The sequence below is a fragment of the Burkholderia sp. JP2-270 genome, from assembly GCF_003233675.1.
GTDB classification, from domain to species: Bacteria; Pseudomonadota; Gammaproteobacteria; order Burkholderiales; family Burkholderiaceae; genus Burkholderia; species Burkholderia pyrrocinia_C.
Genome location: NZ_CP029824.1, coordinates 2,987,505 through 3,012,668 on the forward strand (window position 1 = coordinate 2,987,505; position 25,164 = coordinate 3,012,668).

General features: G+C 67.2%; 25 protein-coding genes and 1 tRNA gene. 11 read left to right on the forward strand and 15 right to left on the reverse strand.

What is annotated here, in order from left to right; translation table 11 throughout:
* Positions 1-75: 75 nt before the first annotated feature.
* The 5 genes from DM992_RS14120 to DM992_RS14140 form a co-directional block, all read right to left on the reverse strand.
* Positions 76-152: transfer RNA gene (locus DM992_RS14120), tRNA-Val, on the reverse strand.
* Positions 153-237: 85 nt separating this feature from the next.
* Positions 238-2,469 (reverse strand): bifunctional (p)ppGpp synthetase/guanosine-3',5'-bis(diphosphate) 3'-pyrophosphohydrolase, encoded by a 2,232-nt coding sequence (locus DM992_RS14125; protein WP_111017242.1) that lies wholly within the window; start codon positions 2,467-2,469, stop codon positions 238-240.
* Between the two features lie 59 nt (positions 2,470-2,528).
* Positions 2,529-2,882, reverse strand: a complete 354-nt coding sequence (locus DM992_RS14130; protein WP_111017243.1) for a RidA family protein — start codon at positions 2,880-2,882, stop codon at positions 2,529-2,531.
* A gap of 80 nt (positions 2,883-2,962) precedes the next feature.
* On the reverse strand, positions 2,963-3,859 hold the full coding sequence (locus DM992_RS14135) for an alpha/beta hydrolase (protein WP_111017244.1): 897 nt from the start codon (positions 3,857-3,859) through the stop codon (positions 2,963-2,965).
* A 132-nt stretch (positions 3,860-3,991) separates the two neighbouring features.
* Positions 3,992-4,897 (reverse strand): LysR family transcriptional regulator, encoded by a 906-nt coding sequence (locus tag DM992_RS14140; protein WP_111017934.1) that lies wholly within the window; start codon positions 4,895-4,897, stop codon positions 3,992-3,994.
* A gap of 137 nt (positions 4,898-5,034) precedes the next feature.
* Here DM992_RS14140 and DM992_RS14145 point away from each other — a divergent pair, with 137 nt between their 5' ends.
* Genes DM992_RS14145 through DM992_RS14155 form a run of 3 tightly spaced genes read left to right on the forward strand, consistent with a single transcriptional unit; the run spans position 5,035 to position 7,366 of the window.
* Positions 5,035-5,592 (forward strand): ester cyclase, encoded by a 558-nt coding sequence (locus tag DM992_RS14145; protein ID WP_111017245.1) that lies wholly within the window; start codon positions 5,035-5,037, stop codon positions 5,590-5,592.
* 11 nt (positions 5,593-5,603) lie between these two features.
* Complete coding sequence (locus DM992_RS14150) at positions 5,604-6,614, forward strand: polysaccharide deacetylase family protein (RefSeq protein ID WP_111017246.1); 1,011 nt, start codon at positions 5,604-5,606, stop codon at positions 6,612-6,614.
* Positions 6,615-6,649: 35 nt separating this feature from the next.
* A complete protein-coding gene (locus tag DM992_RS14155; protein WP_111017247.1) occupies positions 6,650-7,366 on the forward strand; it encodes an SDR family oxidoreductase in 717 nt (238 codons plus the stop codon).
* A 141-nt stretch (positions 7,367-7,507) separates the two neighbouring features.
* On the opposite strand, the gene DM992_RS14160 is transcribed toward DM992_RS14155, so the two are convergent.
* Positions 7,508-8,149 carry a CoA transferase subunit B gene (locus tag DM992_RS14160; protein WP_047900502.1) on the reverse strand — a complete coding sequence of 214 codons (642 nt, stop codon included), beginning with the start codon at positions 8,147-8,149 and terminating at the stop codon, positions 7,508-7,510.
* A gap of 1 nt (position 8,150) precedes the next feature.
* On the reverse strand, positions 8,151-8,855 hold the full coding sequence (locus DM992_RS14165) for a CoA transferase subunit A (protein WP_111017248.1): 705 nt from the start codon (positions 8,853-8,855) through the stop codon (positions 8,151-8,153).
* A 223-nt stretch (positions 8,856-9,078) separates the two neighbouring features.
* Between DM992_RS14165 and DM992_RS14170 the strand changes: the two genes are divergently transcribed.
* Positions 9,079-9,624, forward strand: a complete 546-nt coding sequence (locus DM992_RS14170) for a PAS and helix-turn-helix domain-containing protein (protein ID WP_111017249.1) — start codon at positions 9,079-9,081, stop codon at positions 9,622-9,624.
* A 117-nt stretch (positions 9,625-9,741) separates the two neighbouring features.
* Here the strand turns inward: DM992_RS14170 and DM992_RS14175 are convergent, their stop codons facing one another.
* Positions 9,742-10,182, reverse strand: a complete 441-nt coding sequence (locus DM992_RS14175) for a thioesterase family protein (RefSeq protein WP_111017250.1) — start codon at positions 10,180-10,182, stop codon at positions 9,742-9,744.
* Positions 10,183-10,214: 32 nt separating this feature from the next.
* On the reverse strand, positions 10,215-10,997 hold the full coding sequence (locus DM992_RS14180; protein ID WP_034184000.1) for an SDR family oxidoreductase: 783 nt from the start codon (positions 10,995-10,997) through the stop codon (positions 10,215-10,217).
* Positions 10,998-11,176: 179 nt separating this feature from the next.
* On the opposite strand from DM992_RS14180, the gene DM992_RS14185 reads away from it, so the two are divergent.
* Complete coding sequence (locus DM992_RS14185) at positions 11,177-12,850, forward strand: electron transfer flavoprotein-ubiquinone oxidoreductase (RefSeq protein ID WP_111017251.1); 1,674 nt, start codon at positions 11,177-11,179, stop codon at positions 12,848-12,850.
* Positions 12,851-13,000: 150 nt separating this feature from the next.
* Here the strand turns inward: DM992_RS14185 and aroC are convergent, their stop codons facing one another.
* The 3 genes from aroC to DM992_RS14200 all read right to left on the reverse strand — a co-directional run bounded on the left by aroC (position 13,001) and on the right by DM992_RS14200 (position 16,887).
* Entirely contained in the window at positions 13,001-14,101 is a 1,101-nt protein-coding gene (gene aroC, locus DM992_RS14190) for a chorismate synthase (RefSeq protein ID WP_111017252.1), read from the reverse strand.
* 253 nt (positions 14,102-14,354) lie between these two features.
* Positions 14,355-16,289: an MFS transporter gene (locus DM992_RS14195; protein WP_111017935.1), complete on the reverse strand. Its 1,935-nt coding sequence runs from the start codon at positions 16,287-16,289 to the stop codon at positions 14,355-14,357.
* A gap of 142 nt (positions 16,290-16,431) precedes the next feature.
* Positions 16,432-16,887, reverse strand: a complete 456-nt coding sequence (locus DM992_RS14200; RefSeq protein ID WP_006488504.1) for a CBS domain-containing protein — start codon at positions 16,885-16,887, stop codon at positions 16,432-16,434.
* A gap of 157 nt (positions 16,888-17,044) precedes the next feature.
* Between DM992_RS14200 and DM992_RS14205 the strand changes: the two genes are divergently transcribed.
* Positions 17,045-17,362: an Mpo1-like protein gene (locus tag DM992_RS14205; RefSeq protein WP_111017253.1), complete on the forward strand. Its 318-nt coding sequence runs from the start codon at positions 17,045-17,047 to the stop codon at positions 17,360-17,362.
* Positions 17,363-17,377: 15 nt separating this feature from the next.
* Here the strand turns inward: DM992_RS14205 and DM992_RS14210 are convergent, their stop codons facing one another.
* Complete coding sequence (locus tag DM992_RS14210) at positions 17,378-18,706, reverse strand: YihY family inner membrane protein (protein WP_111017254.1); 1,329 nt, start codon at positions 18,704-18,706, stop codon at positions 17,378-17,380.
* 144 nt (positions 18,707-18,850) lie between these two features.
* Here DM992_RS14210 and wrbA point away from each other — a divergent pair, with 144 nt between their 5' ends.
* Genes wrbA through DM992_RS14230 form a run of 4 tightly spaced genes read left to right on the forward strand, consistent with a single transcriptional unit; the run spans position 18,851 to position 22,156 of the window.
* Entirely contained in the window at positions 18,851-19,471 is a 621-nt protein-coding gene (wrbA, locus tag DM992_RS14215; RefSeq protein ID WP_111017255.1) for an NAD(P)H:quinone oxidoreductase, read from the forward strand.
* Positions 19,468-19,860, forward strand: a complete 393-nt coding sequence (locus tag DM992_RS14220; protein WP_111017256.1) for a DUF2069 domain-containing protein — start codon at positions 19,468-19,470, stop codon at positions 19,858-19,860. The genes wrbA and DM992_RS14220 overlap by 4 nt, the downstream gene beginning before the upstream one ends.
* Before the next feature lie 18 nt (positions 19,861-19,878).
* Positions 19,879-21,300 carry an FAD-binding oxidoreductase gene (locus tag DM992_RS14225; protein ID WP_111017257.1) on the forward strand — a complete coding sequence of 474 codons (1,422 nt, stop codon included), beginning with the start codon at positions 19,879-19,881 and terminating at the stop codon, positions 21,298-21,300.
* Between the two features lie 25 nt (positions 21,301-21,325).
* Positions 21,326-22,156, forward strand: a complete 831-nt coding sequence (locus DM992_RS14230) for a metallophosphoesterase (RefSeq protein WP_111017258.1) — start codon at positions 21,326-21,328, stop codon at positions 22,154-22,156.
* A gap of 58 nt (positions 22,157-22,214) precedes the next feature.
* On the opposite strand, the gene DM992_RS42290 is transcribed toward DM992_RS14230, so the two are convergent.
* Complete coding sequence (locus tag DM992_RS42290; RefSeq protein ID WP_165948056.1) at positions 22,215-22,379, reverse strand: hypothetical protein; 165 nt, start codon at positions 22,377-22,379, stop codon at positions 22,215-22,217.
* Between the two features lie 117 nt (positions 22,380-22,496).
* Positions 22,497-23,438: a LysR family transcriptional regulator gene (locus DM992_RS14235; protein WP_111017259.1), complete on the reverse strand. Its 942-nt coding sequence runs from the start codon at positions 23,436-23,438 to the stop codon at positions 22,497-22,499.
* A 156-nt stretch (positions 23,439-23,594) separates the two neighbouring features.
* On the opposite strand from DM992_RS14235, the gene DM992_RS14245 reads away from it, so the two are divergent.
* On the forward strand, positions 23,595-25,163 hold the full coding sequence (locus tag DM992_RS14245; RefSeq protein WP_162631677.1) for an efflux transporter outer membrane subunit: 1,569 nt from the start codon (positions 23,595-23,597) through the stop codon (positions 25,161-25,163).
* The last annotated feature ends 1 nt before the right edge of the window (position 25,164 follow it).

The window sequence follows — 25,164 nt, forward strand, 5'->3', positions numbered from 1 at the left end:
ATAACCGTATTCGCCTTGTTCGCGTTGAGCTATTTACTGCATCGAACACCCGAAGACCGGGCATTCTCAATTCGTTGGTAGGCTCGATTGGACTCGAACCAACGACCCCCACCATGTCAAGGTGGTGCTCTAACCAGCTGAGCTACGAGCCTAGAGAAGCTGAAATTATATGGAGCTGCTATCGGTTTGGCAAGCGTTTTTATGCGGTCGCAGCAAAATAACGGTGTTCCAACCCCATCATGCCTTGCGACCGGCCCGCACGACGCCCTGCACCTCACCGAGCAGCGTGCAGGCGCGCTGGACTTGCGCCGAGTTCGACACCTCGACCGTGAACTGCATGAATGCCGCATTGCGGCGACTCTGCGTCTTCACGCCCACCACGTTGATCTTTTCGCGTGCGAACACTTCGGAGATGTCGCGCAGCAACCCTTGCCGGTCGCTCGCCTCGATCATCAGGTCGACCGGATAGACGGACGCGCCGCGCCCGCCCAGCACGTCGGCCGACCAGGTCGTCTGCAGCACGCGCTCCGGCGCGCGCTCGACCATCCGGCGAAACGTCGGGCAGTCGCTCCGATGGATCGACATCCCCTTGCCGCGCGTGACGAAGCCGCTGATCGGATCGGGCGGTGCCGGCCGGCAGCAACGCGCGAGCTGGGTCAGCAGCGCGTCGACGCCCACCACCAGCACGCCGGTCGACGCACCGTGCGCAACGCTCGCGCCGCTGCTGCGCTTCTCGAAATCGGCGGGCGCCTCGGGCGCCGGCTCGGGCGGCGGCGCATCCGACAGCGCATGCTCGACGTTGCGCAGGCTGAACTCTTCCTTGCCGACGACCGAGAACAACTCCTCGGGCGACTTGAAGCCGAGCTTCGCGGCGAGGTTGTCCAGGTTGACCGACGTCTTGCCCTCGCGCTGCAGCGTCTTTTCGACGAGCGCCCGGCCATGCGAAACATTTTCTTCCTGCTCGATCGAGTTGAACCACGCCCGCACCTTCTGGCGCGCGCGCGAACTCTTCAGGTAACCGAGCTGCAGGTTCAGCCAGTCGCGCGACGGCCCGCCCTCCTTGACCGCGACGATCTCGACCGTCTGGCCGTTCGCGAGCGGCGTGTTCAGCGGCACCATCACGCCGTCGACGCGCGCGCCGCGGCAACGATGACCGAGCTCGCTGTGCAGGTGGTACGCGAAATCGACCGGCGTCGCGCCCTGCGGCAGCGCGATCACGCGCGCCTGCGGCGTCAGCACGTAGATGTGGTCGTCGTCGAGCGACGTCTCGCGCAATTGCGCCCACGCCTGGTCGCCCGATACCCCCGGGCCGTCCTCGACATCGTCCTTCCATGCGAGCAACTGACGCAGCCACGCGATCTTCTCGTCGTACTTGTCGCTCGCCGAGAACTGGCCGCCGTAGCCGCGCGCGCCGGCCTCCTTGTAGCGCCAGTGCGCGGCAACGCCGTATTCCGCGAAGCGGTGCATCTCTTGCGTGCGGATCTGCACTTCGAACGCACGGCCGTCATCGCCGATCACGACCGTATGCAGCGACTTGTAGCCGTTCGGCTTCGGCCGCGAGATGTAGTCGTCGAACTCCTTCGGCACCGGCTGCCACAGGTGATGCACGATGCCGAGCACCGCGTAGCAATCCTTGATGTCGGGCACGATCACGCGAAACGCGCGCACGTCGTACAGCTCGGCGAAATCGAGCTCCTTGCCGCGCATCTTGCGCCAGATGCTGTAGATATGCTTCGGCCGGCCGCTCACGTCGGCCTGGATGTGCGCGTCCGCCAGCTCGTGCTGCAGCCGACCGATCGCCTGCGTGACGTACGCCTCGCGTTCGATGCGCTTCTCGTCGAGCAGCTTCGCGATCCGCTTGTAGGTGACGGGGTCTTCGAAGCGGAACGCGAGATCCTCGAGCTCCCACTTCAGCTGCCAGATCCCGAGGCGGTTCGCGAGCGGCGCATAGATCTCGAGCGTCTCGCGCGCGACGTCGGGCGGCGGGTCGATCTTCGCGGCCGCGTAGTAGCGCAGCGACTGCAACCGCGATGCGAGCCGGATCAGCACCACGCGGATGTCCTGCGCAAACGCGAGCAGCATCTTGCGCAGCGCCTCGATCTGCGTGCGCCGCTCTTCCGCCGCGTCGCGCCCGGCGTCGGGCACCGCGTTCTGGGCGCGCAGGCTGACGGTGCCGAGCCGCAACAGCTTGCGCACGTCCGACACGAGTCGCGCCACTTCGTCGCCGAAACGTTCGGTGAGCTCGCGCTCCGGGTCGTTCAGGTGCGGCGTCAGTACGAACAGTGCGGCGGCCTGCATCGCGGACGGATCGACGTTCAGCGTGCGCATGATCGACGCCGTGCCCGCCGAGTGATCGGCGAGCAGTTCGCCGGACGACAGCCGTGCGTCGCCGGCCCGCTCGCGCACGAACGCGAGCACGTCGTCGAACGACGGTGCCGCGACGGGAGAAGTGGAAACGGACTCGGTCATTGCACGGCCTGACGGAATGCGGTCATCGTCTGTTGATGCTCAGCTCTACTCTGCCCCGCTCAGCTCCGCTGCGCGGCGACGACCACGATCTCGACGAGCAGCGCCGGATCCGCGAGCTTCGCCTCGACGGTGGCGCGCGGCGGCGTGTTGCCCGGCGCGACCCATGCGTCCCACTCCGCATTCATGCCTTCGAAGTTCGCCAGATCCGAGATGTAGATCTGTACCGACAGCAGATGCGCCTTGTCGCTGTTCGCTTCGGCGAGCAGGCGGTCGATGTGGCCGAGCACTTCGCGCGTCTGGCCCCTGATGTCCTGCGCGGTGTCTTCGGCGATCTGGCCGGCCAGATACACGGTACCGTTATGGATCGCGGTTTCGGAGAGACGGGCCCCGACGTGATGACGAATGACTGCCATGGAATGTTCCGGTCGTGAGTGGGTGAAGAATCGGACGACGACACGGCCCGCGTGCCGCCGAACCGCATATTATGACTCGTTTATGCGCCGCCTTCGACGAAAAACCGCCGCGCGAGCGCAATCTGGTCGGCGCCGATGAACGCCGGCGCGTGGCCCGCACCCGGAATCTCGGCCTGCGTCACATGCCGGCCGCGACGCATCATGTCGACCACCGTCTCGCGCGACAGCAGGTCGGACGTCTCGCCGCGCACGACGAGCAGCGACGCGTCCGTCGTCTCGATGGCACGCCACAGCGCGGCCTCGCCGAGCGCGGCCAGTTCGGGCGTGGTCGCCTTGAACGGCTCGGCGATGCGCGGATCGTAGCGCATCGTCCAGCCGCCTTCGGGCAGCTCGCGCAGCAGCGGCCCGTTGATCTCGCGCCACTCGTCGGCGGTCAGCGCGCCGAACGGCAGCGACAACGACGTCAGATAGTCGACACCCTCCTGCTCGGTCGCAAAGCACGGCTGCACGCCGAGATACTCGCCGATGCGCGTCAATGAATCGGGTTCGATGCGCGGGCCGACGTCGTTGACGATCATCCGCCGCAGCGGCGAACCGGGCAGCCCCGCGAGCGCGATGCCGATCAGGCCGCCCATCGACGTGCCGAACCAGTCGACCGATTCGACGTCGAGCCGCGCGATCAGCGTCACCATGTCGGCCACGTATTGCGGGATCGCATAGAGCCGCGGATCGGCGAGCCAGTCGGACCGGCCGCGCCCGACGACATCGGGGCAAACGACGCGATAGGTATCGGACAGCGCGGCAGCGAGCCGGTCGAAATCGCGCCCGGAACGGGTCAGGCCATGCACGCAAACCAGCACGCGCGGGTTGGCGGGGTCGCCCCATTCGGTATAGGCGACGTGGTGAAGGCCGGCAGCGCTCGCACACTGCACGCGCCGCTGGCGAGGAACCGGGAGACTCGCTGGGGTCGTTGGCATCGTTGGCATCCTGTCGAACGGGGGTGAAGCGGCGGGACAGCGCTTGCGCCGCCCGGTGCGAACGATTGTAAACCGCTTCGGAACGGCGAGTCGCCACAAGGCCGCGCAAGCGATACGTCGTTCGCGGCGCGCTCAATCGCTGCGGTGCCACGCCGCCCGCAAACGCTCGCGCAGGAAATCGACGAAGGCCCGCACGCGCAGCGGCACGTGGCGGCCGCCGGGATAAACGGCATGCAGCGGCGCGGCAGGTGCGGCGAAGCCCGGCAGCACGCGAACGAGCCGGCCTGTGTCGAGATCGGCGCCGACGTCCCAGATCGACTTCAACGCGATACCCGCCCCTTCCAGCGCCAACGTGCGCGCCGCGCCGCCGTCGTTGGTCAGCAGCGCGGCCGTCACCTCGACGGCAACGGCGCCTTGCGCACCGTCGAACCGCCATTCGGCACGAGGCTGTTCGCCCATCACGATGCATCGATGCGCAGGCAACTCGGCCGGATGGGTCGGCACGCCGTGCGCCGTGAGGTAGCTCGCCGACGCGCAAAGCACGCGATGATTCGGCGCGAGCTCGCGCGCGATCATCGTCGAGTCGGCGAGCCTGCCGATCCGTACGGCGACGTCGATTTCGTGCGCGAGCAGATCGACGATCGCGTCGGTCAGCATCAGTTGCACGGCCAGTTGCGGATGTTGCTGCTGAAACGCCGCAACGAGCGGCGCGATCCGCAGACGGCCGAGTTCGCCGGGCGCCGTCACGCGCAACACGCCGCTTATCGTGCCGCGGCGATCGCGCATCAGCGTTTCGGTGCGCTCGACCTCGGCCAGGATACGCAGCACCTGCGCGTGAAATTGCGCGCCGTCGTCGGTAAGCGTCTGCTGTCGCGTCGTCCGGTGGAGCAAACGCACGCCGAGCTGCGACTCGAGATGCGCGAGCCGCTTGCTGACGACGGACAGCGACAAGTCGAGTTCGCGCGCTGCCGCCGACAGGCTGCCAGCCGACACGATCCTCGCGAAGGTGTCGAGCGCCGGGAGATCGTCGATCAGCATCGTGACGCCCGATCGATCCACATCTTTCCTTTTTTCGAATAATCCATTCTCTTTTCGCCCGTATTTGGGTGTTAAACGGAAACCTACCATACCTGTTCCGCGTCGTCGCATGACGCCATCCACAGGAAAACCGAAACATGTCGATCCGCCCTCCGTCGGCCGCCCGCCCGATCGCCCGCGTGCTCGCCGCAGCCGCCTGCGTCGTCGCGCTGTCGCCCGCCGTGTCCCGCGCCGCCGACCTCGTCGCGCCGCACCGCCTGACCGTCGCGTCGGACCTGCCGGCCGCGCAAGCACGTGCGCAAATCCTCGCCGCGCGCCGTTACGGCACGTTCTGGGACACCGGAGATGCGGCACTGGCCCGCACGGCACTCGCCGCCGACTTCAACGACCGCACGCTCCCGGCCGGCCGCGAACAGGGTGTACCGGGGCCGCTCGCGGCATCCCGCACGATGCGCGAAGCGATCCCGGACCTGCGTTGCGACATCGAACAGATGATCGTCGCGGGCGATCGTGTCGTCGTGCACCTGCATTTTCGCGGGCATTTCACCGGCGCCTTCCACGGAACGACAGGGCGCGGACAGGCGGTCGATTTCATCGCGACCGACATCTACCGGATCGAACGCGGCCGGATCGCGGAGAACTGGCATATCGAGGACAACCTGACGCTGATGCGCCAGCTCGGGCTCGTGGGCTGAAGGAGGAGACGATGACTCGCAGCGACTACGATATGTCCGCGCCTCTGCCGCGCCGCACGTTTCTGGCGCAGGCCGGCGCCGGGCTGGCAGCCGGCGTCGCACTTGCCGCAGGCGCCGCCTCGCCGGCCGCGGCGTCGCCCGGGCCAGCGCCCGCAGCGCCGGACGCAGGCCCGTTCTGGCCCGACGGCACGCGCCTGGCAATCTCGATCTCGATGCAGTTCGAAGCTGGCGGGCAACCGCCCAAGGGCGCGGACAGCCCCTTCCCGTCCGTCGCGTTTCCACCGTCCGTGCCGGTCGATCTCGCGTCGGCCACCTGGTTCGCATACGGCTACCGGGAAGGGATTCCGCGCCTTCTCGACCTGTGGGACCGCCACGACGTGAAAGTCACGTCGCACATGATCGGGGAAGCCGCGCGCCGCCATCCCGAACTGGCCCGCGAGATCGTCGCGCGCGGCCACGAAGCGGCCGCGCACGGCCCGACCTGGCGCGCGCAATTCGCGATGAGCCGCGACGACGAACGACGCTTCCTGACCGAAGCGCGCGACATGGTCGAGGCGGTAACCGGCACGAGGCCGATCGGCTACAACTGCAACTGGTTGCGGCGCGGGCCAAACACGCTGTCGTTGCTGCAGGAACTCGGCTACGTCTATCACATCGACGACGTCAGCCGCGACGAGCCGTTCATCGAGACCGTGAACGGGCACGATTTCGTGGTCGTCCCGTACACGCTGCGCAACAACGACATCCTGCTGATCGAAGGCCGCAATTACTCGCCGACGATGTTCCTGGAGCAGATCAAGCTCGATTTCGACCAGCTCTACGCGGAGGGCGGGCAGCGACGCAGGCTGATGTCGATCAGCGCACACGACCGGATCAGCGGCACGCCGCAGATGGTCCGTGCGTGGGACGAATTCCTGCGCTACGCGCGATCGCATCCGGGTGTCGCGTTCATGCGCAAGGACGAGATCGCGCGTTACGCGCTCGGCAGCGCGGCGACACTGCGCGAAACCGAGACGATCTGACCGGATTTCTTTCTTCTCAACGGAAACGAACCATCATGAACGATTCATTCAACGGCAACGCGGTGCTCGTGGTCGGCGGGAGCTCCGGGATCGGCGCGGCCGCCGCGCAGGCATTCGCACAACGCGGCGCACGCGTGACGATCGCTTCGCGCGACGCACGCAAGGGCGAGGCAGCCGCGGCCGCTATCGGCCACGGCACGCGCTTCGTATCGCTCGACATCACGCGAACCGACGAAGTCGACGCATTCTGCGCACGCGCCGGCCGATTCGACCATGTCGTGATTTCCGCCGCCCAGACCGCAACGGGCCCGGTCCGTTCGCTCGCATTCGACGCCGCGCAGGCCGCGATGGACAGCAAGTTCTGGGGCGCGTATCGCATCGCGCGCGCAATCGACATCGTCCCGGGCGGCTCGCTGACGTTCGTGTCGGGGTTTCTCGGCGTGCGACCGAGTGCATCGTCGGTGCTGCAGGGCGCCATCAATGCGGCACTCGATGCACTGGCCCGCGGCCTGGCGCTCGAACTGGCCCCCGTACGCGTCAATACGGTGTCGCCCGGCCTGATCGCCACGCCGCTGTGGGACAAGCTCGCGACCGACGCACGCGACGCCATGTTCGCCGGCGCCGCGCAGCGGTTGCCGGCGCGCCGCGTGGGCCGGGCCGAGGATGTCGCGAACGCGATCGTCTATCTGGCGGCGACGCCGTACTCCACCGGTTCGACCGTGCTCGTCGACGGCGGCGGCGCAATCGCGTAGTACGTCGAGAAAGGTCCGCGACACGGGCGCGGCCGCCATGAAAACGCGCATCGTGCGCGCCAAAAGACAGCGCCCCGCATGCATCGAAGCATGCGGGGCGCCGTAGCCGCGCAACGGCGCGCGGCGCCAAGCTCCGTCGGCTTACGCGACCGCGCTCACGTCGAGCGGTGCGCCCGTCTTCGCCTGGATCTCGTCGGCGCTCACGCCGTCGGCGAGCTCGAGAACCTTCAGGCCGGCCGGCGTCACTTCGATCACGCCGAGATCGGTGATGATCAGGTCGACCACGCCGACACCTGTCAGCGGCAGGTTGCATTCGTCGAGAATCTTGTGCTGGTCGCCCTTCGCGACGTGCTCCATCAGCACGACGACGCGCTTCACGCCCGCGACGAGGTCCATCGCGCCGCCCATCCCCTTGATCATCTTGCCCGGGATCATCCAGTTCGCGAGGTCGCCCTGCTTGCTGACCTGCATCGCACCGAGGATCGCGAGGTTGATATGGCCGCCGCGGATCATTGCGAACGAGTCGGCCGACGAGAAGATCGACGAACCCGGCAGCGTCGTGACGGTCTGCTTGCCGGCGTTGATGAGATCGGCGTCGACTTCGTCCTCGGTCGGCGACGGGCCGATGCCGAGCAGCCCGTTCTCCGACTGCAGCCACACCTCGACGCCTTCCGGCACGTGGTTCGCGACGAGCGTCGGCAGGCCGATGCCGAGGTTCACGTAGAAGCCGTCCTGCAGTTCCTTCGCCGCGCGCGCGGCCATCTGGTCACGATTCCAGGCCATGTCAGTCTCCTTTCGCGCGTACGACGCGTTGTTCGATGCGTTTTTCCGGCGTCGCGTTCAGCACGATGCGCTGCACGAAAATCCCCGGCGTATGGACCTGGTCCGGATCGAGTGCGCCGTTCTCGACGATCTCCTCGACCTCCACCACGGTGATCTTGCCGGCCATCGCGCACATCGGGTTGAAGTTGCGCGCGGTGCGGCGATAGATCAGGTTGCCGGACTTGTCGGCCTTCCAGGCCTTCACGAGCGCGACGTCGGCCGTCAGCGACGGCTCGAGCACGTAGTGGCGATCGCCGAACTGGCGCGTTTCCTTGCCTTCCGCGATCACGGTGCCGTAGCCGGTATTCGTGAAGAACGCGGGGATGCCCGCGCCGCCTGCGCGCAGCTTTTCGGCGAGCGTGCCCTGCGGCGTGAATTCGAGCTCGAGTTCGCCGGCCAGGTACTGGCGCTCGAACTCCTTGTTCTCGCCGACATACGAGGAAATCATCTTCTTGATCTGGCGCGTTTCCAGCAGCAGGCCGAGACCGAAACCGTCGACGCCCGCGTTGTTGCTGATGCACGTGATGCCCTTGACGCCCGAATCGCGCAACGCGCCGATCAGCGCCTCGGGAATCCCGCACAGGCCGAAGCCGCCCACCGCGAAGGTCTGTCCGTCGCGGACGATCCCTTCCAGCGCGGCAGCCGCGCTTGGATAGACTTTGTTCATCTGTTGTCCCTTCCTCTATGGAAACCAGCGAAACCGGTTCACGCGCCCACGTGGGCCGCAAGCCCGCCGCATCATTCTATGCATGCGCGGCGATGCGTGCGTCGAGGCGCGCTGTTTTTATGTCGCGGCGAACTGCCGCGAGATGCCTGAAAGGGTACGATGCGGCGCGGATGCGGCACAATACGCAAAAATACATAAGCGTTTGCCTCCGGTTGCCTGCGCCATGCCCGCTCTCGATTACCAGACTGCCTTCCACCTCGCGCCGCTCGGCCTCGTGATGTCGCGCGACCGCGTAATCGAGGACTGCAACGACGCGCTCGCGTCGATCTTCCGCTGCGCGCGGGCCGACCTGATCGGAAAATCGTACGAGGTGCTCTACCCTTCGACGGACGAATTCCAGCGAATCGGTGAGCGCATCTCGCGCGTGATGGCCGCGAACGGCATCTATTCGGACGACAGAATCATGAAACGGGCTGACGGCGAGCTGTTCTGGTGCCACGTGACGGGCCGCGCGCTCGACCGCACCGCGCCGCTCGCGGCCGGCGTCTGGACCTTCGAGGACTTGAGCGCGACGCGCCGCGTCGCGGTCGAACTGACTCCGCGCGAGCGCGAGATCGCCGCGCAACTCGCGACCGGCAAGACCAGCAAGCAGATCGGGCGCGTGCTCGACATCAGTTCGCGCACGGTCGACATCTACCGCGCACGGCTGATGCGCAAGTACGGGACGAACAACACGCCGGAGCTGGTGCAGCGCTTGCTCGGGCAGTGAACGGGCAGCAAACGGCAGCGCCCGGATGACAATCGGCCGCGCATGGCGGCCGATTCAGGTAACAAACGGGCATCGCGACTCACCGGCGCGACGGCGCCGGCCTCGCCACATCGGCGCTCAGCCGATTTTCGTCGCGAGCGCGCGCTCGATCGTGTCGCGCAGCAGTTGCGGCAGCGGCACCGACTTGCCGAGCGCATAGTCGACCCACACGCAGCGCGCGTTGCCGCGCGCATAGACGTGCTGCGGATCGTCCGCACGCGTAAGCTCGAAACCGGTGTCGAAACTGCTTCGGCCGGGTTTCGCGGCCGACATCTTCGCGATCACGTCGCCCGGATAATGCAGTTGCTTGAGGAATTCCATCGACGCCGTGACGATGACGGGCCCCTGCCCCTCGCCGTTGCCGCCGGCGATGCCGAGTTCCTCGAACCACGAGATCCGCGCCTGCTCCATGTAGCGGAAATAGACCGTGTTGTTCACGTGGCCGAACGCGTCCATGTCGCCCCAGCGGATTGGCATCGACATCTCGAAAACGGGTGAGTAATCGCTTGTTGCGCTCATTGCAGTCTTTTTTGTTGCTGAATGTCATCCGCTCAGGCGAGGCCGAAGCCGTCGTCGGCGGAGATGATCGAGCCATTGATGAACTGCGACTCGTCGGCCGCGAGCAGCAACAACAGCCCGTCGAGATCCTGCGGCTTGCCGACGCGCCGGCGCGGCAGCATCGACTGCAGCTTCTGGCCCTGCTCGGTTTCCCACAGGTAATGATTGATTTCGGTATCGATATAGCCCGGACAGATCGCGTTGACGTTGATCCCGTGGCGTCCCCATTCGAGTGCCATCGCGCGCGTCATCTGCACGACCGCCGCCTTGCTCATCGCGTACAGCCCGATCTGCGGAAACACGCGCAGGCCGGCCACCGACGCGATGTTGATGATCCGGCACGGCGGCTTGCCGTTACCGTTGCCGTTCGCGCGCATGATCATCCGCTTCGCGACTTCCTGCGCGACGAAAAACGCGCCGCGCGTGTTGGTATCGAACACGAACTCGAAATCGGCCGGCGTCACGTCGACGAGCTTCTGCATCGTCGACACGCCGGAATTGTTCACGAGGATGTCGATCGTGCCGGCTTCCGTCTCCGCGTGCGCGACCGCCGCCTTGATGCTCTGGACGTCGGTGACGTCGAGCGACACGACGTGCGCGGCCCCCCCTGCCGCCTCGATCTCCGCGCGCAGCTCCTTCAGGCGCTCGACGCGGCGGCTCGCGAGCACGACCTTCGCGCCGGCCTGCGACAGCACCTGCGCAAAACGCTGCCCGAGGCCGCTAGACGCGCCCGTGACCAGCGCAACCTTGCCTTCCAGATTGATCGATCGACCCATTTGCACATCCCCTTTCGATGTCATTTCGCCAGCCCGGGCAACACGGCCCGGGCGGCATAACCCTAGCACAAAAAATAGAACGATCGTGCTAATCTAGACGCATGCTGTTGCGGCAAGCGTTTCGTTTCGCAGACAATACGCTCCCGAATAAAAGCATTCTAACGGTTAGAGGAACGCCAATGACCCCCGCAAGCCTCATCGAGCAATACGGCCCGCGCGAATCGATGGAATACGACGTCGTGATCGTCGGCGGCGGCCCCGCCGGGCTGTCGGCGGCGATCCGGCTCAAGCAGCTGGCCGCCGAGAAAGGCACCGAGATCGGCGTGTGCGTGCTCGAGAAGGGGTCCGAGATCGGCGCGCACATCCTGTCGGGCGCGGTGATGGACCCGCGCGCGATCACCGAACTGTTTCCCGACTGGAAGGAACAGGGCGCGCCGCTCACCGTCGAGGTGACGGAGGACCGCTTCCTGTTCCTGTCCGAGAAAAGCGCGGTGACGACGCCGAACTGGGCGCTGCCCGAGAACTTCAAGAACCACGGCAACTACGTGATCTCGCTGGGCAACGTCACGCGCTGGCTGGGCCAGCAGGCCGAAGCGCTCGGTGTCGAGATCTTCCCGGGCTTCCCGGCGGCCGAGATTCTCTATAACGACGACGGTTCCGTGAAGGGTGTCGCCACCGGCAACATGGGCGTGGGCAAGGACGGCGAGCCGACCGAGAACTTCCAGCTCGGCATGGAGCTGCACGCGAAGTACACGTTGTTCGCCGAAGGCTGCCGCGGCCATCTGGGCCGCCAGCTGATCTCGAAGTACAAACTGGATGCGAACGCGGATCCGCAGGCGTACGGGATCGGCATCAAGGAGCTGTGGGAAATCGATCCCGCGAAGCACAAGCCGGGCCTCGTGATCCACACGGCCGGCTGGCCGCTGAAGTCCGATACCTACGGCGGCTCGTTCCTGTATCACATGGACAACAACCAGGTCGTGGTCGGCTTCGTGGTGGGCCTCGGCTACACGAACCCGTACCTGTCGCCGTTCGAGGAATTCCAGCGCTACAAGACGCACCCGTCGATCCGCGCGTTCCTCGAAGGCGGCAAGCGCGTGTCGTACGGTGCGCGCGCGATCACCGCGGGCGGGCTGCTGTCGCTGCCGAAGACGGTGTTCCCGGGCGGCGCGCTGATCGGCGACGACGCGGGTTTCCTGAACGCATCGCGGATCAAGGGCAGCCACGCGGCGATCAAGACCGGCATGCTGGCGGCCGACGCCGCGTTCGACGCGGTGCAGGCCGGCCGCCAGAGCGACGAGCTCAACGCATACCCGGACGCGTTCAAGCAGTCGTGGCTGTACACGGAGCTGTACCGCGCGCGCAACTTCAAGCAGTGGATGGCCAAGGGGCTGTACCTGGGCACGCTGATGGTCGGGCTCGAGCAGAAGGTGATGGGCGGCAACGTGCCGTGGACGCTGCATCACCAGCACGCGGACCACGAGATGCTGAAGCCGGCGTCGCAGTGCGAGCCGATCGAGTATCCGAAGCCGGACGGCAAGCTGACGTTCGACCGGCTGTCGTCGGTGTTCATCTCGAACACGAATCACGAGGAGAACCAGCCGGCGCACCTGACGCTGAAGGATGCGAGCGTGCCGGTGAACGTGAACCTGCGCACGTACGCGGGGCCGGAGGGACGCTTCTGCCCGGCGGCGGTGTACGAGTTCGTGAAGAACGACGACGGCAGCGATCGGCTGGTGATCAACGCGCAGAACTGCGTGCACTGCAAGACCTGCGACATCAAGGACCCGACGCAGAACATCGTGTGGGTCACGCCCGAAGGCGGCGGCGGGCCGAATTATCCGAACATGTAAGCTGCCGGAACGCGCCGCCATGAGCGGCGCGTTTTTTTAGGGCCGCTGCAAACCGCTGCAAACGAAACGGGGCGCTGCATTACGCAGCGCCCCGTTTGCATTCATCGTTCGACGGTCGAGACGACGCGCACCGCGCCCCGCCCGCTTGCGTCAGGTCGCGCTGCCCGCGATCTTCGGCGTCTGCGTCTCGACGTCACCGCACTGCGCGCGATGGCGCAGCGCGTGGTCGATCAGCACCAGTGCGAGCATCGACTCGGCGATCGGCGTCGCGCGGATGCCGACGCACGGATCGTGGCGACCGAAGGTTTCCACCGTAGCCTCCTCGCCGGCCTTCGTGATCGAGCGGCGCGGCGTGCGAATGCTCGACGTCGGCTTGATCGCGATCGACACGGTGATGTCCTGTCCCGTCGAGATCCCGCCGAGCACGCCGCCCGCATGGTTGCCGACGAAGCCGCCCGGCGTCAACTCGTCGCCGTGCACCGAGCCGCGTTGCGCGACGCTGTCGAAGCCCGCGCCGATCTCGACGCCCTTCACCGCGTTGATGCTCATCATCGCCTTCGCGATGTCCGCATCGAGACGGTCGAACACGGGCTCGCCCCAGCCGACCGGCACACCCGACGCGACGACGTCAATGCGCGCGCCGATCGAATCGCCGTCCTTGCGCAGCGCATCCATGTAGGCCTCGAGTTCGGGAACGACCGCCGCGTTCGGCGAGAAGAACGGATTCTCGCGCACGTGCGACCAGTCGACGAACGGCACGTCGATCTCGCCGAGGCCGCTCATGTAGCCGCGCACCTCGACGCCGAAGCGCTCGCGCAGCCACTTCTTCGCGACCGCGCCCGCGCCGACGATCGGCGCGGTCAGGCGTGCGGACGAGCGGCCGCCGCCGCGGTAGTCGCGGATGCCGTACTTCTGCCAGTACGTGTAATCGGCATGGCCGGGACGGAACGTCTCGACGATGTTGCCGTAGTCCTTGCTGCGCTGGTCGGTGTTACGGATCAGCAGCGCGATCGGCGTGCCGGTCGTCACGCCTTCGAACACGCCCGACAGGATCTCGACCTCGTCGGCCTCCTGCCGTTGCGTCACGTGCCGCGACGTACCGGGCTTGCGGCGATCGAGCTCGACCTGGATGTCGGCTTCGGTCAGCCCCATCCCCGGCGGGCAGCCGTCGATCACGCAGCCGATCGCGGGACCGTGCGATTCGCCGAAGGTCGTGACAGTGAAAAGCGTGCCGAGGGTATTGCCGGACATGATGGAACCGCCCAAAGAGAAATGGACAAACCGATGCGCAGCCCGGGCCGCAGGCAGGTCGATCGTTTGCCGGTCGAGAAAAAGAGGTAAGCCGCTATTATGCCAGCCGTCCCGACAAAGCGTGCCGCATGAGACGCACGCCGGGCGCACGGTACGTGCGCGCGCAGCCCGGGCGGTGCGGCCGCAAGCCCGTTCCGGCCCGGTTGCAGGCGAAATACTCGCCCGGCGCGATACCGGCGGGCACCCCGCCCGCCTACTTCCGCGCGCCGCGCAGCTCGGTCACCGCGGCTTGCAGCGACTCGGGCGTCGCGACCGACGCCGGAATCGGCTCGCCGACCGCCAGCGTCAGCCGGCTCATCACGCCGCGCTTGATGGGCCGCGGCATCCGCGCATCGGAATGCCGTGAGAAATAGCTGCCCCAAAGCCCGCGCAGCGCCATCGGAATCACCGGCGCCGGCGTGCGGCTCAGGATCTCGGTGATGCCGTGGTGGAACGTGTTGATGTCGCCCGTCTTCGTCAGCTTGCCCTCGGGGAAGATGCACACGAGTTCGCCGTCCTTCAGCGCGGCCTCGCACGCGTCGTACGCGCGCGCGAGCATCCCGGGATCCTCGTGGCGCGGCGCGATCGGGATCGCCTTCGCATGCCGGAACACCCAGCTCGCGAAGCGCGTCTTGAAGATCCGGTGATCCATCACGAAACGGATCGGGCGCGGGCTCGCGGCGGCCAGCACGAGCGCATCGACATAGCTGACGTGGTTGCAGACGAGCACGGCCGCGCCCTCCGCCGGGATCCGCTCCGCGTGCACGAGGCGAATCCGGTAGAAGGTGTGCACGAGCACCCACGCGACGAAGCGCAGCAGGAACTCGGGCACGAGCAGGTAGATATACGCCGCGACGACGACGTTCAGCAGCGCGGTGACGAGGAACAGGCCCGGGATGCCGACGCCGGCCTTGGTCAGCCCCATCGCCATCACGGCCGACAGGATCATGAACAGCGCGTTCAGGATGTTGTTCGCGGCGATGATCCGCGCGCGGTGCGTCGGTGCGCTGCGGCTCTGGATCAGCGCGTACAGCGGCACGCTGTAGAAGCCGCCGAACATCGCGAGCAGGAACAGGTCGGCGAGGATGCGCCAGTGGCGCGCGCCAGCCAGGAATTCGCCGACCGACAGCAGGTGGCCGGGCGACGGCAGCGCATGGCTCGCGAAATACAGCTCGATCGCGAACACGCTGATGCCGATCGAGCCGAGCGGCACGAGGCCGATCTCGACGCGCCGCTGCGACAGGCGCTCGCACAGCAGCGAACCGAGGCCGATGCCGACCGAGAACGTTGCGAGCAGGATCGTGACGACGTCGGGGCTCGCGGACAGCACGTCCTTCGCGAAATTGAAGAACGACGTGAGGAACGTCGCGCCGACGAACCACAGCCACGAGATGCCGAGCAGGCTCAGGAACACGGTGCGGTTCTGCCGTGCGAGCCCGAGGTTGCGCCAGGTCTCGCTGAACGGATTCCAGTTGATCACGAGATCGGGCTGCGGCGCCGGCGTGGACGGCACGCGCTGCGCGACAAGCCGCCCCGCGAGCGCGATGACGACGACGCTCACCGCGAGCACGCGCTCGCCGCTGCCTTCGATGCCCGCGGCGGCACCGCCGATGATCGTGCCGATCAGGATCGCGATGAACGTGCCCATCTCGACGAGACCGTTGCCGCCGACCAGTTCGTGCTCGCCGAGATGCTGCGGCAGGTACGAATACTTGACGGGCCCGAACAGCGTCGAGTGCATCCCCATCATGAACGTGCACAGATACAGCAGGGGCGCGCTGTGCGTGACGAAGCCGGCCGCGCCGACCAGCATCAGCACGATCTCGAAGGTCTTCACGAAGCGCGTGAGGGTCGCCTTGTCGTACTTGTCGGCGATCTGGCCGGACGTCGCCGAGAACAGCACGAACGGCAGGATGAAGATCGCGGAAATCAGGAATGCGGCGGTCTTCGCGTCGACGCCGGAGAACCGTGCGGTGTGATAGGTGACGAGCGACGTGAAGCCGATCTTGAAGACGTTGTCGTTCAGCGCGCCGAGGAACTGGGTCGTGAAGAACGGTGCGAAACGGCGCTCGCGCAGCAGGTCGAACTGCGATGCGTGGGCGCGCTGTTCGTCGCGCCGCCCCGAAGTGGCTTGCGTTTGATCGCTCATGCGGAATACGCGCGCGTCGTCTTGGCGAAGCTGCGCGGGCCTTGTCGTGTTGTCGTTGAAAAAACGGCGGCGCAGGACAAACCTGCGCCGCCGCATGCCGGATGACGACGCCCGCGCGTCAGGGCGCCGGGCGCGGCGTGGTTCACGGCTTGTGCGCTTCGGCTTCCGATTCCGGCCAGTCGCGGATGTACGCCTTCAGCATCCGGTTCTCGAAGCTCTGCGCCTCGACGACCGTCTTCGCGACGTCGTAGAACGAAATGACGCCCATCAGCACCTTCTTGTCGAGCACGGGCATATAGCGCGCGTGACGCTCGAGCATCATCCGGCGCACTTCGTTGACGTCCGTTTCCGGCGTGCACGTGAGCGGCTCGTCCATCACCTTGCGCACCTGCACGTCGCCGATCGCACCGCCGTTGACGTGCAGGCGCAGGATGATCTCGCGGAACGTCAGCATCCCGACGAGATCGCCGTACTCCATCACGACGAGCGAACCGATGTCGTGCTCGGCCATCGTATCGACCGCTTCGCGCAGCGGCTTATCGGGCGTCACCGTAAACAGCGTGTTGCCCTTCACTTTCAGAATATCGCTGACGCGCATCGTAGTCCCCTCATGCTTGAATGCAAAACCTCTTTCGATCCTATCGGAAAGCCTGTCAAAAGGAAAGCACGGGCCGGCGCGGCGGGCCGCCGCCGCTTGCGGACACCGGCCGCCGGCCGCACAATGGCCGCATGAACAGCGGCCCGAGGAGACGGCCATGGCGCATACGCATTCGGAGCAATTCGCCAGCTTCGCTGATTTCTACCCGTATTACCTGAACGAACACCAGAACCTGACGTCGCGGCGGCTGCACTTCATCGGCTCGCTCGGCGTGATCGGCTGCGTCGCGATGGCGATCGCGACAGGCAACTGGCTGTGGCTGCCGGCGGCTGTCGTCTGCGGCTACGGGTTCGCGTGGGTCGGACACTTCTTCTTCGAGAAGAATCGCCCGGCCACGTTCCGGCACCCGATCTACAGCCTGATGGGCGACTGGGTGATGTTCAAGGACATCTGCATCGGCAAGATTTCACTGTAGCCGCCGGCCCCGCATTCACGCGGGCCGCGGCGGCCGCGCGTGCGGGTCGGGCACGCCGTCCGGCGCCTGCCCGGGGACACCCGCCGGCTGTGCGCCCGCGAGCCGGTGCTCAGCGATCAGCGACGCGAGCGACACGTCGAACCGCTCGTTCGACAGCACCTCGAGCAGCGCAGCGCCATCGACATGGCTGCGCCGCCGCTGCAGCTGGTAGGTCAGCTCCGTGCGGTCGATCACCAGCACGTCGAACAGCTGCGCCAGGGTCAACTGCTCCGGGTTCGCCAGCAGGACGTAGCGCGGCGCGGCATCGCCGCCGTCCAGCCGCGCGACCCATTCGCGTTCCTCCATGGTCGTCAGCAGCCGCTGCGCGGTTTCCATGTCGCAGCGCAGCATGGCCGCGAGCCGCAGCGCCGCGTACCCGGGCTTGCCGGCCGCGCGCGCCTCGGCAAGCCGCGCGAGCAGTTCGAGCGCATCGAGCAGGTCGCTGCCCGGATAGTGGATGCGATGGAACTGGCCGACGCGGATCGCCGGCAGCGCGGACGCCACCATCGCGCCGAGCAGCGCGACGAACCAGCTGAGATACACCCACAGCAGGAACACCGGCAGCGCCGCGAATGCACCGTACACGGCCGTATAGGTCGGAATGCGCCGCACGTAGTAGCCGAAGCCGCGCTTCGCGAGTTCGAACGCGACAGCCGCGAACAGCCCGCCGATCACCGCGTCGCGCCACGCGACCGTGCAGTTCGGCAGGTACACGTACAGCAGCGTGAACGCGAGCACCGTCAGCGGCAGCGACGCGAGCGCGAGCAGCCACTCGACGATCGACGTCGACGGTGCGGCGCCGGTGAACGCCAGCGACTGCGTGAACAGGTACGACGAGATCGACAGGCTCACGCCGAACAGCAGCGGGCCGAGCGTGATCAGTGCCCAGTACGCGAGCACGCGCTGCGCGAACGGCCGCGGCTTGCGCACCCGCCAGATCAGGTTGAACGCCGATTCGATCGTCATCATCGTCATCACCGACGTGACGACGAGCGCGATCAGGCCGGCGGTCGTCAGCCCCTTGGCCTTCGACGCGAACTGGTTCAGGTACTTGAAGATCTGGATGTTGAACTGCGCAGGCATCAGGTGATCCGCGAGGAACCCCTGCAGCGACAGCTGGAACGACGCGAACATCGGGAACGCGGTGAACAGCGCGAACGCGACCGTCACGAGCGGCACGAGCGCCAGCATCGTCGTAAACGTCAGACTGCCCGCCACTTGCGGGATGCGATCCTCGGCGCTGCGCCGGGCCGCGAACTGCGCGAGGCGCTTGAGGGTGTCGAGATCGACGCTCAACTTCGGCAAACGGCTTCTCCTTCTCGGTGCCGCGCGCCCGAAGGCGCGCCGCCGCCGCGCTGCGCGACGGCTTCAGCCCCTATAATAGCCGCTCGATCCAGCAGGGGCCGACTGCACCGGGCACGCGCGCGGCCGCACGCGGCTCCGTAGCCCATGAAAGACATCCTCGTCCTCTATTACAGCCGTCACGGCGCCACGCGCGATCTCGCGCTCGCGATCGCCAACGGCATCGACAGCGTGCCCGGCATGCAGGCACGCATCCGCACCGTACCGCCCGTGTCGACGGTCTGCGAAGCCAGCGCCCCCGACATTCCCGCCGACGGTCCGCCCTATGCGGAACTGCGCGACCTCGAGGAATGCGCGGGCCTCGCGCTCGGCTCGCCGACCCGCTTCGGCAACATGGCCGCCGCGCTCAAGTATTTCCTCGACGGCACGACGCCGCAATGGCTGTCGGGCGCGCTGACCGGCAAGCCGGCGAGCGTGTTCACGTCGACCGGCAGCCTGCACGGCGGCCAGGAATCGACGCTGCTGTCGATGATGCTGCCGCTGCTGCATCACGGGATGATGATCGTCGGGATCCCGTACACCGAATCCGCGCTCAGCACGACCCGCACCGGCGGCACGCCGTACGGCGCGTCGCATGTCGCGCAGCACGGCCGCGCCGATCCCGAAGGGCTGTCGGCGGACGAAAAGGCGCTCGCGGCCGCGCTCGGCGTGCGGCTCGCACGCGCGGCGGCGGCCCTCTCCAACGCCCAGGCCGCCGAAGCCGCATGAACGCCCCCGCCCGCCCCGCCGTCGCTGCCCGGCCGCGCTGCGCTCTGGCCGCCGTCGCATGCCTCGTCGCACTGATCGCGCTGTCGCTCGCGTGGGAGCTGTGGCTCGCGCCGCTGCGCCCCGGCGGCTCCGCGCTGATGCTGAAGGCCCTGCCGCTCGCGCTCGCACTGCCCGGCGTCTGGCGGCGTAACATCTATACGATGCAGTGGGCGAGCATGCTGATTCTCGTCTATTTCGCCGAAGGCATCGTGCGCGGCATGTCCGATCGCGGGTTGTCCGCGACGCTCGGCTGGTGCGAGACCGCGCTTGCCGTCGGCTTCTTCGTGGCGGCGCTGGCGTACGTCGCGCCGTTCAAGCGCGCGGCGAAAAAGTCGCGCGCCGCGTCCTGACCCTTACGCGACAAGGTAATGATGTCCTCCGAAGCTTTCGTTTCCGCGTGCCGCGACGCGATCGGCGCCGACCATGTGCTGACCGATCCGCACGATACCGAACCGTTCCTGACCGACTGGCGCCGCCGCTACAAGGGTGCCGCGTGCGCGGTGCTGAAACCCGCGAACACGGCCGAAGTCGCCGCACTCGTCAAGCTGGCCAACGCGCACGGCATCGCGCTCGTGCCGCAAGGCGGCAACACGGGCCTCGCCGGCGGCGCGACGCCCGACGCGAGCGGCAGCCAGGCCGTGCTGAGCGTCGCGCGCCTGAACCGCGTGCGCGCGCTCGATCCGCACAACAACACGATCACCGTCGAAGCCGGCGTGATCCTCGCCGACGTGCAGGCACGCGCCCGCGAAGGCGGCCGGCTGTTCGCGCTGAGCCTCGCGGCGGAAGGCAGCTGCACGATCGGCGGCAACCTGTCGACCAATGCCGGCGGCACCGCGGTGCTGCGCTACGGCAACGCACGCGAGCTGTGCCTCGGGCTCGAGGTCGTGACGCCGCAGGGCGAGATCTGGGACGGCCTGCGCGGGCTGCGCAAGGACAACACCGGCTACGACCTGCGCGACCTGTTCATCGGCGCGGAAGGCACGCTCGGGATCATTACCGCTGCCGTGATGAAGCTGCATCCGCTGCCGGCCGCGCAGGTCACGGCGCTCGCCGCGCTCGAATCGCCGCACGCGGCGCTCGACTTCCTCGCGCTCGCGCAGCGCGCGGCCGGGCCGCTGCTGACCGGCTTCGAGCTGATGTCGGATTTCTGCATGCAACTGGTCGGCAAGCACTACCCGCAACTGCGCTACCCGTTCGCGCAGACGCATTCGCAGACGGTGCTGCTCGAACTGTCCGACAATGAAAGCGAAGCGCATGCGCGCGGGCTGTTCGAGAAACTGATGGAAGAAGCGTTCGAGGCCGGGCTCGTGGTCGACGCGGTGGTCGCTGAAAATCTCGCGCAGTCGCGCGCGTTCTGGGACCTGCGCGAGCACATCCCGCTCGCGCAGGCCGACGAGGGGCTCAACATCAAGCATGACATCGCGGTGCCGATCTCGTCGGTCGCGCGGTTCATCGACGAGACCGACGCGGCGATCCAGCAGGCTGCGCCGGGCGCGCGGATGGTCACGTTCGGCCACCTCGGCGACGGCAACCTCCACTACAACGTGCAGATGCCCGAAGGCGGCGATCCGAAGGCGTTCCTCGCCGCGTTCCAGGCGCCGATCAACCGGATCGTCTACGACAACGTGCACCGCCACCACGGCACGATCAGCGCGGAACACGGCATCGGCCAGTTGAAGATCGACGACGCGCAGCGCTACAAGTCGCCGGTCGAAACGACGCTGATGCGCACGCTGAAGACCGCGCTCGACCCGCGCGGCCTGATGAATCCCGGCAAGGTCCTGCGCTGAAGCCGCCCACTCCGGAGCGAAGCCCGTGAAAGTCCGCGTACTGTCCGACCTGCATCTCGAAAGCAACCAGCCCGACGCGATCGCACATGCCGACGCGGATCTCGTCGTGCTCGCCGGCGACATCCACAATCACGCGGAAGGCCTGCGCTGGGCCGCCGAGACGTTCGACCCGGCCGTGCCGGTGATCTACGTGCCGGGCAACCACGAGTACTACGACGGGGAATTCGGCGCGCTGGAGGCGGCGATGCGCGACGCGGCGCATGCGCTCGACAACGTGCATTACCTGAACAACGGCATCTACGTCGATCCCGAACAGCGCGTTCGCGTGCTCGGCACGACGCTGTGGGCGGATTTCTCGCTGTTCGGCAGCGACGAAGCCAGCATCGCCGCCGCAATCGAAGCCGGGCTGCGCGTGATGCTCGATTTCAAGGGATTGATCCAGGTGACCTGGCCGCACGACGCGGCGCTGCATGCGGCACCGGGCGCGGCGGAACGGGATTTCTCGCCGGCCGATGCAATCGCGCTGCATCGGCAAGGCCGCGCGTGGCTGGAAGCGCAGCTCGCGGTGCCGTTCGCGGGGCGGACGATCGTCGTCACCCATCATGCGCCGCACCGGCGCTCGCTGGCGGAACGCTATGCGGAAGACCTTGCGTCGGCGGGGTTCGTCACGGATATGGCGGAACTCGTGCGGCCGCCGGTGGATTTGTGGATCCACGGCCACACGCATACGTCATTCGACTATGTTGCGGACGGCGGCACGCGCGTGGTATGCAATCCGCGCGGCTACATCCGCCGGCGCACCGGCGAACTGGAAAATACCGCGTTCGCGTGGGACAAGGTCGTCGAGCTCGGCTGAACGCCGGCCCGCCCGGCCGCGTTGCGCGGCCTTCTCCGACCCGGCTGATATGGCCCGATCAGCGGTCGCTGCGGCGCGATCCGTGCTGCGCCGCGCGCACGCGCACCGGCACCGGCTTCATCCGTGCCTTCGCCTTCATCGCACGCAGCAGGTCGCGGGTCGCCGCGGCGGCAGCGGCCGCGCCAAGCAGGACTCCAAGGCCGATCATCAGGTGCGTATCCATTGCTACTCCGGGGTGACGTATCTCAATTACTTTAACAGTATCAAACTGTCTGACACGCGTTCGTAAAGAAATGTTGCATGAAGGACAAATCTCGTCAGATTGCGGTCAACCGCGCCGTCATGTCGCACGCGTGTACTGTTCGAGCGCTGCTTCGTCGGCGGCGAGCGTGGACGGCAGCTCGTCGCGCAGGAAATCGACCCAGGTACGGATTTTCGCGTCGAGGTACTGACGCGACGGATACAGCGCGTAGATGTTCATCACGTGCGACCGGTACTCGGGCATCACGCGCACGATGTGCCCGCTGCGCAGCCAGCCGATCGCCGAATAAAGCGGCAGCCCGCCGATCCCCATCCCCTCCCGCACGGCCGCCGCGAGCGCCTCGGCGACGTTCACGCGAAACGGCGGCGCCGTGATCGGAACGACCTCTTCGCCGTTCGGCCCCGCCAGCGCCCATTCGTCGTAGTGAAAGCCCGGCGCGACCATCCCGAGGCACACGTGCTGCGCGAGATCCGCCGGCCGCTGCGGCACGCCGTGCGCCTCGACGTAGCCGGGCGATGCGCACACGACGCTGTAGCTCTCGCCGAGCCGCTGCGACACGAGCCCCGAATCGGGCAGGTCGCGACCGACGACGATTGCAACGTCGTACCCCTCGTCGAGCAGGTCGGGCATCCGCTGCGCGAGCGTCAGCTCGACGTGCACGTCCGGATAGCGCTCGCGATAGCGCGCGATGGCCGGCACCAGGTAGTGCTGGCCGAGGCTCGTGAAACAATGGACCTTCAGCTTGCCGGACGGGCGCGCGTGCGCATCGCCGGCCTCGGCTTCGGCCTGGTCGACGTACGCGAGGATCTGCTCGCAGCGCTGCAGGTAGCGCTCGCCGGCTTCGGTCAGCGCGATCCGGCGTGTCGTGCGGTTCAGGAGGCGCGTGCGCAGGTGCGCCTCGAGATCCGAGACCGCGCGCGACGCATAGGCGGTGGTCGAATTCATCTGCTGGGCAGCCGCGGTAAAGCTCCCCGCGTCGACCACGCGGACGAATACCCGCATGTTTTGTAACGTATCCATCCGATTACCCGTTTGAATCCGGAAGGATTGTTGCACAGAGGCGAACAAGTATTGTCTCAGGATTCGTAAAAATGACTTGCACCCTTGTCCATTTATTCAGGAATCACTGAAAAATATAATCGCATCCGACTATCTATATCCGAAAGGGAGAAAATCGTGCAGTCTCCGGCGACAAAAGGGACGCTCGCACTGGCGGTTCTTGCAGTCTCATTAATAATGGCCGGATGCGCGAGCATGGGCGACAACAAGCCGCAGTCGGCCCGCATCGAAGCAAACGCGCTCGACGCCGGCGCCGCGATCCGGGCGGCCGACCGCGACGCGGGCTGGCCCGCGGCCGACTGGTGGCGCGCCTACCGCGATCCGCAGCTCGATTCCTGGATCGCCGCCGCCCAGGCCGGCAACCCGACGCTCGCGGCCGCCGAGGCACGCGTGCGCGAAGCGCAGGCGATGGCGCGCGTCGCCCGCTCGGCCGAACTGCCGCAGATCAACGGCAATCTTTCGCTGATGCGCCAGCACTGGCCCGACAACGTGTACTACGGCCCGGGCCCGCTCGCGAACACCGATACCTGGAACAACACCGGCACGCTCGGCCTGTCCTACCACCTCGACCTGTGGGGCAAGGACAAGAACGCGACCGAGCGCGCGCTCGACACCGCGCATGCGACCGCCGCCGACGCGCGCGCGGCGAAGCTCGAACTCGAAGTCAACGTCGTGCGCGCGTATGTCGGCATGTCGATGAACTATGCGCTGCTCGACCTCGCGCACGAAACGTTCGAACGCCAGCGCTCGCTCGCCGATCTCGCGCGCAAGCGGCTGCAGGCCGGCCTCGGCACGCAGCTCGAAGTGAGCCAGGCGGAATCGACGCTGCCCGACTACGAGCGCCAGATCGACAGCTATGAAGAAGCGATCCAGCTCGCGCGCCACCAGCTCGCCGCACTGGCCGGCAAGGGCCCGGGCGCCGGCGACGCGATCAAGCGGCCGCAGCTTGCGCTCGACGCGCCGGCCGGCTTGCCGTCGGCGCTGCCGGCCGACCTGCTCGGCCGCCGCCCCGATGTGGTCGCGGCGCGCTGGACGGTCGACGCGCAGGCGCGCGGCATCGATGTCGCGAAGGCCTCGTTCTACCCGAACATCGACCTGCTCGCGACGGTCGGCGGCTTCGGCGTGACCGCGCCGTTCACCGACTTCCTGCGCGCGATGAACGGCGGCTGGACGGCCGGCCCCGCGCTGTCGCTGCCGATCTTCGAAGGCGGCCGGCTGCGCGCGCAGCTCGGCGCGGCGAATGCCGGCTACGACCAGGCGGTCGAGCGCTACAACCAGACGATCGTCGGCGCGCTCAAGGACATCGCCGACCAGGTCGTGCGGATCCGCTCGCTCGATGCGCAGAAGAAGGACGCCGCGCGCTCGGTGGCCGCCAACGACCGCAGCTACCAGTTGTCGCGCGAGGGCTTCCGCCGCGGGTTGACCGATTACGTGAACGTGCTGATCGCGCAACAGCAGTTGCTGCGCGCGCAGGAGACGGCGGCCCGCATCGATGCGGAACGCCTTGCCGCACACGCGCAGTTGATGGCCGCGCTCGGCGGCGGCGTCGAGACGGGCAAGGACGTTCCGGCGGACGACCAACCCGCCGCCGGCGCCAACACGTCGGGCGCGAAGGCCGCGGCGGCCGTTTCCCGGCCCGCGCAGGTCGCCGCTGCCGGCGCGTCCGGCGCACCGGCCGCACGGTAAC